Source organism: Bartonella sp. AP4SXKL, from assembly GCF_042195845.1.
GTDB lineage: Bacteria > Pseudomonadota > Alphaproteobacteria > Rhizobiales > Rhizobiaceae > Bartonella.
Genome location: NZ_JBHIPA010000014.1, coordinates 22,266 through 35,003 on the forward strand (window position 1 = coordinate 22,266; position 12,738 = coordinate 35,003).

12 protein-coding genes and 1 pseudogene are annotated in these 12,738 nt (G+C 37.9%); 5 read left to right on the forward strand and 8 right to left on the reverse strand.

The window, feature by feature from the left end; translation table 11 throughout:
- Nucleotides 1-844 precede the first annotated feature (844 nt).
- The 7 genes and pseudogenes from ACFIMI_RS07745 to ACFIMI_RS07775 form a co-directional block, all read right to left on the reverse strand.
- Nucleotides 845-1,014 (reverse strand): annotated as a pseudogene (locus ACFIMI_RS07745) (integrase); the annotation flags it as partial.
- Between the two features lie 569 nt (nt 1,015-1,583).
- Complete coding sequence (locus ACFIMI_RS07750) at nt 1,584-1,796, reverse strand: hypothetical protein (protein WP_375610233.1); 213 nt, start codon at nt 1,794-1,796, stop codon at nt 1,584-1,586.
- Nucleotides 1,797-1,924: 128 nt separating this feature from the next.
- A complete protein-coding gene (locus ACFIMI_RS07755) occupies nt 1,925-2,161 on the reverse strand; it encodes a hypothetical protein (RefSeq protein WP_375611603.1) in 237 nt (78 codons plus the stop codon).
- On the reverse strand, nt 2,158-2,820 hold the full coding sequence (locus ACFIMI_RS07760; RefSeq protein WP_375611604.1) for a lysozyme: 663 nt from the start codon (nt 2,818-2,820) through the stop codon (nt 2,158-2,160). The genes ACFIMI_RS07755 and ACFIMI_RS07760 overlap by 4 nt, the downstream gene beginning before the upstream one ends.
- A 695-nt stretch (nt 2,821-3,515) precedes the next feature.
- Nucleotides 3,516-4,442 (reverse strand): YopJ/AvrA family T3SS effector serine/threonine acetyltransferase, encoded by a 927-nt coding sequence (locus ACFIMI_RS07765; RefSeq protein WP_375692414.1) that lies wholly within the window; start codon nt 4,440-4,442, stop codon nt 3,516-3,518.
- 324 nt (nt 4,443-4,766) lie between these two features.
- Complete coding sequence (locus ACFIMI_RS07770; protein WP_375692415.1) at nt 4,767-5,693, reverse strand: YopJ/AvrA family T3SS effector serine/threonine acetyltransferase; 927 nt, start codon at nt 5,691-5,693, stop codon at nt 4,767-4,769.
- Nucleotides 5,694-6,016: 323 nt separating this feature from the next.
- Nucleotides 6,017-6,961: a YopJ/AvrA family T3SS effector serine/threonine acetyltransferase gene (locus tag ACFIMI_RS07775; protein WP_375692416.1), complete on the reverse strand. Its 945-nt coding sequence runs from the start codon at nt 6,959-6,961 to the stop codon at nt 6,017-6,019.
- 733 nt (nt 6,962-7,694) lie between these two features.
- Between ACFIMI_RS07775 and ACFIMI_RS07780 the strand changes: the two genes are divergently transcribed.
- Nucleotides 7,695-7,883, forward strand: a complete 189-nt coding sequence (locus ACFIMI_RS07780; protein ID WP_375692417.1) for a hypothetical protein — start codon at nt 7,695-7,697, stop codon at nt 7,881-7,883.
- Between the two features lie 206 nt (nt 7,884-8,089).
- On the opposite strand, the gene ACFIMI_RS07785 is transcribed toward ACFIMI_RS07780, so the two are convergent.
- Nucleotides 8,090-8,656, reverse strand: coding sequence for a hypothetical protein (locus ACFIMI_RS07785; RefSeq protein WP_375692418.1), 567 nt, complete (start codon nt 8,654-8,656; stop codon nt 8,090-8,092).
- A gap of 1,826 nt (nt 8,657-10,482) precedes the next feature.
- On the opposite strand from ACFIMI_RS07785, the gene ACFIMI_RS07790 reads away from it, so the two are divergent.
- The 4 genes from ACFIMI_RS07790 to ACFIMI_RS07805 form a co-directional block, all read left to right on the forward strand.
- The gene (locus ACFIMI_RS07790) at nt 10,483-11,004 is read left to right on the forward strand and encodes a hypothetical protein (RefSeq protein ID WP_375621575.1); all 522 of its coding nucleotides are present in this window, start codon (nt 10,483-10,485) and stop codon (nt 11,002-11,004) included.
- An 86-nt stretch (nt 11,005-11,090) separates the two neighbouring features.
- Nucleotides 11,091-11,567 (forward strand): hypothetical protein, encoded by a 477-nt coding sequence (locus ACFIMI_RS07795; RefSeq protein WP_375692419.1) that lies wholly within the window; start codon nt 11,091-11,093, stop codon nt 11,565-11,567.
- Between the two features lie 48 nt (nt 11,568-11,615).
- Nucleotides 11,616-12,182 (forward strand): hypothetical protein, encoded by a 567-nt coding sequence (locus ACFIMI_RS07800; RefSeq protein ID WP_375692420.1) that lies wholly within the window; start codon nt 11,616-11,618, stop codon nt 12,180-12,182.
- Nucleotides 12,183-12,380: 198 nt separating this feature from the next.
- The coding region (locus ACFIMI_RS07805; RefSeq protein WP_375692421.1) for a hypothetical protein at nt 12,381-12,738 on the forward strand (358 nt) is incomplete at its 3' end.

Consider the following 12,738-nt stretch of genomic DNA (forward strand, 5'->3'; position numbering starts at 1 on the left):
AGATACACTAATGCCTCCGATGCCTGCTGGTGGAATGGGTGGAATGGGCGGAATGGATTTCTAAGCTCTTATTCCATAGAAGTAATAAAGAAACGGGCCTTCTGTGCCCGTTTTTTTTTATGCTTTTTCACGTTTCATACAGTTTTTCCTTTTATGATAGTTTCTTTATCTTATAGGATTGTTCTATTCTCCTCTGGTTGATCTACCGTTATTGTGAATGAATTTCACTCTTAATCCATAGCTTTTTCTCTTGTTTTTATGAAATGTTTCTATTGTGCGGGGATCGTGGTTTCCTTTGAAAATATTGTGCTAATAAAAATATAACCATTTGATTTATAATCATTTATTCCTAATACAGTTCTGTTTTTTTATTTCAGGTTTATGCATGCATCGTTAAAAAATCCTGGGTTTGTGCTTCATAAGGTGAGAGGTCACTACGGTTTTTATGAACCAACGCAATCATTAAAAGTCAGTAGTTAAAAAGAGTCAGTAGTTAAGAGTTAGTACCTATTGAGCGTTGGAAAGACAGAGTTGAAAAGAGCATGATGGGGCTGGTTTGTTTTTTTTTATGAATAAGATGCTGGTATTTCAAGCTTTTGCATAGGAGAATAAGCATCTCTCTGTTTCGTTGATCTCTGAAATGGGGAGACTGCTCCATTTGAGAAGCTTAAAGATAAAAGCTAATTTTTCGCCTTGCTCTCATCTTTTTTTCGGTAAGCTCATCACCTAAACTGGAGCCAAACCCATATTGTTATACTCAAGTTCTGTTTGTTGCCTATATTGTGACAGAAAATTCTTGAGTGGGGAGCAATTTTTGAACTAAGGGGACCATGACAGGTAGCCGAAAAAAATCATTACGAGACAGTAGGCGTGCTTGTGTTAGAATTTTTAATGCTTCTGATGATAAAGGCACGCGAAATTCTGTTGTAGCCTCATGCCTTCTTTTCATATTTTCGAGCCAAGGATTTTCCATATATTCTCTTCAACTTGACCTTTATGCATAGAACATAAGGGAATTGAGAGGGTGGAAATTGAGAGGCAGGGAATTGGGAGGCAGGGTATTTAGAGGCAGGGCATTGAGAGGGTGGAAATTGGGAGGCAGGGAATTGGGAGGCAGGGCATTGAGAGGCAGGGTATTGAGAGGCAGGGAATTGGGAGGCAGGGAATTGGGAAGGTGAGAGGAGCCGGCTTGCTTTTTTATTCAACGTAAAGATGAGAGGCTTTATGTAAGGCTACCATTACATTGCTTGTTTATGCACTTCTTTAAAAGAAATGTCTTTTAATACAAATTCTTGGCAATGCTATTTATGAAGAGTATAAAATCATTTGGATATCAATAGTTTATTAAAAAAATGTATGTTGGTATGATCCTTTTCTTATGTTACCAAAGTTGCTGACTTACGCGTTGGTTAAAAATCTCTCTTCATACCCCTAAATTCATTTCATGAAAGTGTTTGTGAAGAGTGTATAAAAATTTCTCGTGAGACATGAAAAATCATCAATAAAATCTCCATGTTTTCAAAAAATAACGAATGGCTTTTTATATTTAAAAGATTTAACACGTCTCACGTTTTTTATTTATTTTAGAGCTGAATATTCGATTTTTGTGTAAAAATACTTCCCAGCACATCTACGATCCGTGAAAAATCAAGTGCTAATAAGAAAATGATGAATATAATCCATTTCGTATAGCGTGACATCATTTTTACACTTTTATACGTTGTGATGATTTCTTGTAGGACTTCTTTTTCCTTTTCTGTAAGCTCTGTTTGTTTTTCCGTTTTTTTTCTAGCCATGTTTCCACCCACACATGTGTTCCCCTTGTTTGTTATGCTTTAAAATATCTCTTGCGAGATTTGAACTGATGATATTGAGATCTTTGTTGTCTAAATAAATGGGCATCCAACCAACGCAAGAAAAAGGCTCATTGATTGTTTTTATCGCGCAACCAGTGAGTAAGAGCAGCGCGTATATCAGCATCACTTTTTTGATTAATTTCATTTTCCACCTCTAGCCGTGTTGTTGATGACTTTAGCGTTTTTTCTATTTGCTTTTGTTGTTCAACCTTCTTTCCAAGAGTGAAAGCTTTTGCTAAAGCGATAAAAAAAGCGGTCAGAGCCGCTCCTGTTATCATCAGATTTTTTTTCAACCACCACATCATAAGCGCTGCTCCCGAAACCGTTTTGCCACAAAGAAAATGCCAACGCAGGCGGCTAAAACCATAATGGTTGCTAATGCCCATTGGATGGGACCATTGCCTGCCAATAAGCCCCCAAGTCCAGAAAAAGAACCAATAATCGGTGTAAGCGCTTCTGCTTTGAAAAATCCCATTGGAGCTTGCGTTTCTACAGTTTGGTAGTTGGGAGAAACATAAGCCCCTTTTGCCCATAATCCCGATTCTGCTGCACGACGGTGCACTAAACCGTGAAGACGTTTTCCTCCTGCTTTAGTCCACTTTTGTAACTCAGCAGGGACGGCTTCATATTCGCCATTATTGAGTTTTTTGAGCAGGGTCGAATTACAAAAAGCCGATGTTCCTATATTATAGCAAAACGATACGAGCGCGGCGAATTGTTCATCCGTTAAAGAAACCGTCACATGTTTTTCAACGGTATTTTCAAATTGTCTTAAATCTTGAGAAAGAACTTCTTCTGCTTGTTTTTCAGTAATGATCATGCCCTTGTGAACGAACGGTTTACCAGCCGCGCTGGTATGACCATAGCCAATTGTCCACACCCCGATGGCATCTTTATAGGCTTGTAAACGCAATCCTTCCCATTGTTTAATGAGCGCAAGCCCTGCTGATGATATTTTTCTCATTTGCTTCTCCATAAAATAAAGCCTCACGTTAACGTGAGGCTGGTTGACAGATTAAAAATGAATTTTTCACGCTTCAAAAACAGAAGAGATGTGAAACTTTTATGAAATCAAAAGGTTGGTTATGACATCTTAGGGAATGGGGGAATGGTTGGTCAAAAGGGATAATAGTTGGGTAAGTGGAATAATGGCTGGGCAAGAGGAGTAATAGTTTGGCTGGTGTTTTCCGTTAAGAGAGGTTGTAGATTTTAAGAGCTTTTCCTGGTGTTTTTGATGGAGCCTTCTTGGGGTGCGGGAAGCTGTTGGGTTGATGCACGATAAGTGTTGGTCTATTGCGGTTGTTTGGTCGTATGGCATTGATGTGGGGGTGTTTGAGATACGAAGTGGATACTCTCAGAAAAACAAGACATATGCTTTTACTGAAGACGAAAGCATTAAATATTTTATGTATCAAACGTTTTGCTTATCCAAAGAGTCTCATTGTTACACAGAGCTTTGGGCTAACAAGAGCTGTGGAATTTTGATACAATTTTAAGAGGGGCTGGTTTTTATAGGACAATGGTGCTTTTTCTTTAAGAGGAAAGTTGTTTGTGCTATTTTTGTTTTATGAGCGCAAAAGCTGGTTTGCTTAGAGAAATCTTAGCCGTAAAGCAGCATCTCTTCGTTCTTTGATGAATAGGAATATGGAAAAGCCTCAATTACATCGTTAAAGATTTGTATTCAGTAATCCTTTTTTGGTGCGAGGAAATAGAAACAGTTTTTCCCTCTGTTGTTTTTAAGTTTTTTTCAAATCTCTCTCTCAGAGTTTCGCCTTTTTTGTTGACTGTTTCATGTTCAGCTTCCGGATGGACTTTTAAATATTGTTCTAGACGTCTTCTTCCTTGCGCATGTTTATAAAAAGTGGTTGGAAGATAGGAATCTAACTTTTCAGCAGATAAAGATGAGTTGGGTTCACATAATACACCCTTAACATTATCTTTGTGCAATCTTGCTAATTTATCAGATTCAAGATGAAGCTTTTTGGCAAGGCTTAAGCTGAACATCCCACATTCAGAAGAGCTTCGCTGAATATCCATTTCTGCCGTGGTAAAAGAATAAGGAGGCAGTTGAAGACATTGAAGGGTTTGATTTATTTTTATCCCTAGTTTGCAAGCTGTGATATTCTGAAATGTTGTAGGTTCAAGCATAATCAAAGAGATTTTCTCATCAACTTTTTGATAATCAAGGACGGCAAAGTGGATTTTGCTTCCCGAATTTACTATAAATCGGGCAGATTTTGCGTCGCTCTCAACGACTTCTTTTAGGGCGTGCGAAAACTCTTCTGCTGTAAGAGCCAATTTGAGATTCATTTCTGGATATTTGCTGTTTGCTTTTTCTACGAGAGCCGGCATCAATCTAATATCTGTGTTTTCATAATAAGCGTTAATCCAACGGCCGGTGACAAGATCATCTTCTAAGCCTGTAATAATATCTTTTAATTCGTCAGAACTCGGTGCAACATGTTCTTCTTCTGTTTGGATGGAACTTTGCATCAAACGTGCAATAAGGTCTTCTAAAGATTCATTTGCACCTGCTCCTTCTGGTGTTTGTGAGGAATGAGGGAGGGAAGAATCTTGTGGCTTCATAATCTTAGCCTCTATATTGATGATTGATAAATGATATTATTTCTTCAATTTTGGCTAAACAATGTTTGCAGGAAAGATTTTTATCTAAAAAAAACAAAGAGATGAAATCATCTTTATTTTAAAAAATTTTGTTACGAAAGACAAAATCCCCCGCTTTTCAGAGTCAAAGGTAAGGTATCTTTTTATCTTTTAAGAGGTCACGTTGCTTACTGTTTGCATCTTTACCTCAAAAGAAGATTTGCTAACAGCAACTTATATCTTACCGTAAAGCCGCAGAGCTTCATTCTTTGTGGATGTGGAATATGGCTATGGCCAAAACGCTTATTACATCATTAGAGATTTGTATTCTGTGGCTCTTTTTCTGTGTTGTGAAACGGAAACAGTTTTTCCCTCTGTTGCTACCAAGCTTCTCTCAAACCTCTCGTTTAGGGTTTCGCCTTTTTTGTTTACTTTCTCCTGTGCTGCTTCTGGATTGGCTTTTAGATATTCCCCAAGACGTCTTCTTCCTTGCACGTGTTTGTAAAAAGTGGTTGGAAGATATGTATCTAACTTTTCAGGAGATAGAGGTGTATCTGGTTCACATAATACACCCTTAACATTATCCTTATGCAGTCTTTCTAATTTTTGAGATTCGGTATGAAGCTTTTTAGCAAGGGCTAAGCTGAACATTCCACATTCAGAAGAGCTTCGTTGAATATCCATTTCTACCATGGCAAAAGAACAATTGGGCAACTCATGCGCTTTAAGAGCCAATTGTGTTCTTAATGCCAGCACTGCTGGTTTCATATTGTTGAGTGTTGTAGGTTCAAAAAATATCACGGAGGTTTTGTCATCGATGGTTTGATGATCAATCACTGAAAAATGGATTCCCCTGTCCTTTGTGTGAATGATAAATCTAGAAGATTGAACGCCGTTTTCGATGGCTTCTTTGAGTGCAAGGGCAAAGTCGTGAGATGACGCTGCCAATTGAAGACGCATGCCGGGATATTTACGATTTGCCTGATCTACCAAGGCTGGCATTAGTTTAAGGTCTGTACTTGCATAATCAGCTGTGAACCAACGACCAGTTGAGATATCATCCTCTAAACGGGCAACAATATCTTTTAATTCTTCACGATTGAATGGGATATTTTTGCCTTTTTCGCTACTGGGTTGTTCTAAATGTGCAGTAAGAGTGTCTAACGATGCATTTGCACTTGCTCCTTCTGGTGTTTGTGAGGAATGAGGGAGGGAAGAATCTTGTGGCTTCATACTATTAGCCTCCATATTGATAATCGATAGGTGATATTATCTTCTTCAATTCTGGCTAAACAATGTTTGCAGGAAAGATTTTTATCTAAAAAAACAAAGAGATGAAATCATCTTTATTTAAAAAATTTTGTTACGAAAGAAAAAATCCCCCGCTTTTCAGAGTCAAAGGTAAGGTATCTTTTTGTCTTTTAAGAGGTCACGTTGCTTACTGTTTGCATCTTTACCTCAAAAGAAGATTTGCTAACAGCAACTTATATCTTACCGTAAAGCCGCAGAGCTTCATTCTTTGTGGATGTGGAATATGGCTATGGCCAAAACGCTTATTACATCATTAGAGATTTGTATTCTGTGGCTCTTTTTCTGTGTTGTGAAACGGAAACAGTTTTTCCCTCTGTTGCTACCAAGCTTCTCTCAAACCTCTCGTTTAGGGTTTCGCCTTTTTTGTTTACTTTCTCCTGTGCTGCTTCTGGATTGGCTTTTAGATATTCCCCAAGACGTCTTCTTCCTTGCACGTGTTTGTATAAACGAGCTGGAAGATATGGATCTAATTTTTCAGCAGGTAAAGGCGTGTCTGGTTCACATAACACACCCTTAATATTATCTTTGTGTAGTCTTTCTAATTTTTGAGCTTCGAGATAAAGCTTTTTGGCAAGGCTTAAGCTGAACATCCCACATTCAGAGGAGCTTCGTTGAATATCCATTTCTACCATGGCAAAATGAATATTCGGAAATTGGTGATGTTCAATGGATTTTCGCGTTCTTAATGCAAGTAATGCGGGAAGCGTGTCACGCAGTAAGGTCGGTTCAAAAAAGATCAAAGATGTTTTATTATCAATGGTTTGATGATCGACAACCGCAAAATGAATTCCCCTATCTTGTGCGTTAACGATCAGCCTAGAAGATTTTATGCCCTTTTCGAGCGTTTCTTTGAGTGCAAGGGCAAAGCCGTCAGGGGGGCTTGTAAGTTTGAGATTCATCTCTGGATATTTACGATTTGCTTGATCGACCAAGGCTGGCATCATGTAAAGATCTAAAATATCATAATAATTTTTGATCCAACTGCCATCGGCATTATGCTTTTCTAAACCGGCAATAATATCTTTTAATTCCGCACGATTAAAAGGGGTGTTTTTTATTTTTTCAATGTTAAGCCGTTCTAAATGTGCAGTAAGAGTGTCTAATGATGCATTTGCATGCGCCCCTTCAGGTGCACTTGCACCTTCTGGGGTTTGTGAGGAATGTGGTGGGGGAGAATCTTGTGGCTTCATAATCTTAGCCTCTATGTTGATGATCGATAAGTGATATTATTTCTTCAATTCTGGCTAAACAATGTTTTGAAAAACAAGCCTTTGCATCTTAAAAGGTGAGGCGATGAGAGCATAATGATGTCGTTTTCATATTTTTATGCGTGTATTGCTCATCATTGCTGTGATGTATGATATTGGTATTTTATGGGGGGATTATTAGGGCGTTCTATTGAGAGCCCTTATTGAATACCACTTGTTTTGAAAATCTCAAAATTATGGGGCTGTTGGTGATGCAAATTGTGTAATGCAAAAGAAAACAGTCAGAAAAGGACGAAAGATACCTTCAAACCGTAAAGTTTTAAACATTGTCGCGAAACACACTGTTTTATAACAGTCTATAATAACTTATAATAGTCTATGATAATGCGAAAATTTTATGATGAAATCTGGACGCAGAAAACCCCTTACCGCATCCATCATTAAATACGATTTTTCATATTCTGTCAACCGCAAAACGATTATTTTTCCTCCTTTATCGCGGGAAAAAATCTACAGAAAAAAGCTCATTCATTGGCTATGCAGCAAAATATCTTGTTTTAATGGAAAAGTTTTTGATGTGGCAAAAAACATTTTCTCCTTTGAGAAAGGAGGGGACAAGATGAAAGGAGAATTGTGGTTTTGAAATCCGTGGTATTTTATTGATGGAATTGGGAAGGCGGTGGTTGGAAGGTGTTGCGGGGCAAAGCTTTAGGTGTTGGCGATTTGTGGGGGTGATTGGGGCTATGCTGGCTGTCGTATTAGTGGTGATGTGATGGGGGGAGGGTTATCGGTGCAGTTGTTGATGAGGGAGGAGATTGTTGGTAGGGGCTTTTTCTTTCGTTTAAGGGATGATGCTTTTAATTTTGTCAAAGATCAACGGGTTGTTTTAATGATAAGCTATTGATTTATAGTGGATATTTTTAAGCTTGTTTGTTGTGCGCTTTAAGCTTGTCAATCCCATGAAATTCTATGAAAGGGCATGCTCAGAGGTTCTCAAGTGTCATTTGCCAAAGGGGGACTTTATAAAGGCGCTGGTTGGTTATAAAGAGGCATGTTATAAAAGGAGGGGGAGAATCTTTATCCTGTGAGGGGGAGGAAATGATGGGTGTTTTAGCCAAGGCTCTTTTGGGTAGAACTGTCAAAATGTTTATAAAGGGCATCAAGAATAATACGCAACGAACCAACAAGATTAGGTAGCGGTTGATCTTCTATAACAAGATAGTGTAATGCCGCATGAAAGTTGTGTTGACGATGTAGATATTGTGCTTCTTTAATCGCTTCTTGCATAGCTTCATAGTGTTCCGTTGCTCTTTGGACCCATTGCTTTTTTGCTTTCTCATCTGATGCGCTGTGCGTAAAACCATCATAATAACCGTTTGGTAAACCTTTTGCACATAAATAGTCGTTTCTAATTTGCAAGTATTGTTGCGCCGTGTCATATTGCTCTTTACTGATGCCTGATGAAGCCTCTTTATAGCCAAGCAAACAAAGACGCCCAATATAGGTTCCGACAAGCGGATTTTTCGCTTCTTCGAAGCTTAAACCAAAGTGTTTTGCACGCATTTCAATCGCAGATTGAAGCCCAGATTCGCTGGAGCTTTGGGCACGTGAAATACGGCCTTTGGGCTCTCGCTTTCCTGTTATTTTCGATCTACCGCGTTTTTTACGTATTTTCATGAACTTAACCATTTGAATGAAAAAGAAACTGTCTGTTGATGGGGGACAGTGATGTAAAAAGCACTTGGCGCAAATATTGGGGGGAGCAAATACTTAAGAGGGGGAAAATACTTAAAAAGAGGAAAATACTTAAAAGGGGGAAAATACTGGGGGGGGAGTGAGCAAATACCGGGAAATATCAGCCGTTGCAGATCAAAAAACAAACGATACTAAAGGCGTTTTAAATGCAAAGAAAAGCAACGGTGTGGGGCGAAAAAATCATCTTTAAGGTGGTTTCTTACCTTTTTTATCTTATCCCTATCAGTCTTATCTTCCGCCCCTGTCATGCTTATTTTTTTATTGCTAGCGGATTATTTGCTTTCTAAATATTTCTTAACTGTTCTTGAGAGATTGAAGGAAAATTTTTGTCAAATGTGAATGAAAAAATAACAATGGATTTCAAGGGCATGTCATCGTCTTTCTAATAGGAAGTTTTTTCTAATGGGATTATTTGTCTCTTTTTTCACGAGCGCTTTGTGGAAATTTTTCAATTCCACTTTTGAAAGGTCATTGTTTTCTTAAGTTGGAAGCTTTTTATTTGGGTTCTCTTATTTTTTTGTTGTTGGGCGCTTTCCCAAGATATTTGATATACATCACGCTGTTAAGCATACTTTTATCCTTTATAGGAGATATATTGTCTTCTGTTGAGTGGCAGAGAGCGGCAAAAAGCAAACCTCCGCATTCTATTATAATAGCATAAGATGCCCTATATTTTCAAATAAAATATCGTTTATCGGCTTAAAATAAACTGTGAATGATCTCGCTATTTTGTTTGGTGTATCCTTTATAAGTATCCTTTATAGAGTATAAAATTTTCCGTTTTAATGGATCTCATCATAAGACGAGGGGATGTCGTTTAAAGGACGGAATGCATTATCGAAAGAGGCTGTTTTTATAAGAAGATGCTTTTATAAGAGATGCCTTGATGAATGTAGGGGCTATACAAATGTGGGGGCTGTGAGATATTTCATCTTTAATGAAGAATTTTTAAAATGAAGCCTTTTTGATTAAGAAGCTTTCAAATGAGGATTAAGGTTGTTTGTCGCACGTTTTTCATACTGGATAATCGATTGCTTGTTTGACTTTGTTTGTGTTGCTTTTTAAAGAGCCATGTCTTAGGGCTCTCTTTTGCCCATTTTTCAAGGGTGCTCATGAAGGGTATAACGATAAAGTCCCCAATGAAATCCATATAAAGTTTGAATAATATAAAATTTATTGCACACTTCCATTTTTACGCTTGTGAAGAAGAAAGTCTATAGCATCACACATTTTGCCAGCTCTCATTGTTGCGACAGCCCTTGGCATTTGAGGCGCTTCCTTAGAGGCATTTATCATCCTTTCTTAATGTTTTACTCTATATGGCTCTTTCTGCTTGTAACGCGCAAGAGACATGGTTTGGGTTGATTTAATATGGAATAGGTTTGGAATAAGACAATCCTACGGTATTTAGGGTTCTCATTTAATATGAAAAACAATAAATTGTTATAAATCAGTGTATTGTTTGTAAACTTTACACATCAGATATTTCTTAGATTGAATATTTTTGCTTGTTGAGTTTTGTGAAACATTGTCTTTTGAAGTGTGGGTAATAGATAAGAGGATACAATGGCATTTGTGCTTGTAAGGTTTAGGGATTGTATGTTGTCACGTATGAGAAATTTTAAAAATAGACTTAAAGGGGCTTATAGCGCGTGTTTCATGGTGAAAAGAGTGCTAGATAAACCGGTTTTGCTGGTTGCATGTTCTCAAAGAGTGAGTGGGCATGTTAGAAGTGAGAAAATATCCGTATGATCGAAGATAAATCACAACACCAATCTGCCCATAAGGGAAATACGGCTTTTGCGTCACAGCCCGTGTTAAATCAGTGTGCGGTTTTCAAAAAATGGACGGCTCTCTCAAGAAAAGATTACGTCATCATTTTGTGTTTGGCTATCCTCTTGTTGGTGCTTTTTGCCGCGACTGTCTATATGAATCCTTTGGAGTTTTTTCACGTTATATCCAAAGAACAGTTTCAAGCACTGGGACAAATGGAACAAGGAGATCTTCGAAAAATGATTAAGGAGATCTTGAAACAGCCTTTTGAAAATAATCCTGCAATCGTGTTTTTGCGTGACGCGGGATGGAATAGTGTTTGGGCTTTTTTATGTCTCTTGCCGCAAATGATTTTTGGTGTTCTTGTGGTGTTCTTTCCACTCTTTTTTGTCTTTAACGCTATCTCTAAACGGGAGGTGAAGGAAATGATGAAGCTGTGGGATACATTGCCAGAGCAGCAACAGCTAGACAACCAATTTCTCAACAGAACACAATAGGAAAATAAGTGGCTGCTTCTTTTATAAGTACTTTTGTAATTTTGACTACAGTATGGTGGAGTACTGTCATGTTTCTCGGGGAGATCATGATACTTTTTTCTACTCTGATGACAATCTTGGTACTTTATTATTCTTTGATAAAACGGACAATATTGTTGTGTGGGATGCGGCGGAAATTAAAAAAGGGTGCATTACAGAATTTGGGGCATAATCAGAAAGTCAGCATAGGACAAAATACAGTTTGTGCAATAAAGTTCAGCCCCCTTTCTTTTCAAGAATCTTTGGAACTTTCAAGAAAAGATTATTGTATCATCTTTTTTCTAGCTTTCATTGTGATTGTGGTTTTCGCAGTTTTGCTCGCTTTTTTTGCTTTTTTTCCAAAATCTGTGATTTTTTTACACAATTATATGCCTCTATTGTTTAAGGTTGGCGTTTTTGGCATGCAGCTGCTGTTTTGGTTTTGTGCGTGTATTGTTGTCGCTTTACCTGTCATTTTAATCTTCCATAGTCTCCTTCATTATGGCGTGAAAAAAACAATAAAGAAATTAGAAATGGTTGCTTGAGAAGAGAATAAAAATGATGATTTCACATCAATGCGATAGGGGAAACACGTGACTATTGTTATAAAATTTTTGGTTTTTTTAGGGTTCACCATCATTGCCATTGTAATGTTTATGGTTATGATCCGGCTTCCTTACCGGTTGATCAAACATATCAGGTTATCTTTTAAACTCTCTCAAGACTTGAAAAAGAGTACAACGCAAAAAAAGCAAGCCATACAACAATTGTGCAATGATCTGGGAGAAATGAAAAGACACAATCTCGCCCATAAGACCCTTGATGCGAAAATGCGCTTTCTTAACTTCAAAGAATCTCTGCCTTTTTATTCAAAAGAATGTAAAATAATCTTTTTTATCCTTATTCTCTTTTCTGTTTTGCAATCTGCTTTCTCTATCGCAAATTTTATATGGTGGAAAAATGATAATGTTGCCTTTATCATGCAGCTGTTGAGCCTTATATGGTTAGGGGTTCTTCTCTTTTTTCCGATCATTGGGATCATGTGCATAAAGTTAACGAGAAAATTGAACAAAATACTTCAACAATTGGAAGAAGCGATACAACAACGCGATCAGGCAATGCGTATGCAGAATGTGGAAGGGGGACAAAATGACGAGTAGTCTTATAACATTAATAGCCATTTCTTTCCTGTTCTTTACGCTCTTAGGTGTTTTAATATGGGCGCCAATCGTTGTCATTTATTACCTGTTTATCAAGCGTGCGAGGCTTTATTGTCGCGTGAAAAAGGAACTGAAATGCGTGTTGAATGAACGCGATATTGCCTTAAAACAGAACTCCCCGAAATAAAAAGCAGCAGAATGTTTGATAAAAAGCAGCTTTCTCTTGTTTGGCAAGACTATAAAAAAATATTCTATCTTTCTACGGTCATGGCGACTGCTCCAATAGTTATAACTGTTGTCGTTAAGATATGGAGAGGGCAGGACTTTGTTTCTCTTGTCGTATTCGAGCCACTAGCATGGATGTTTGCCTGTACTTTTTTATTCTTACCGATTGTTTTTATTATGCGCTTTATCGTGACCCGTCAGTTGAACAAAATGATACGGCAATTAGAAGAAGAGGTTGAGCAGAAAGGAGCTCCCGTCATATTATACGATGTGAGCGAGGGGAAAATGAGCGAGGGGAAAATGAGCGAGGGGAAAATGAGCGAGGGGAAAA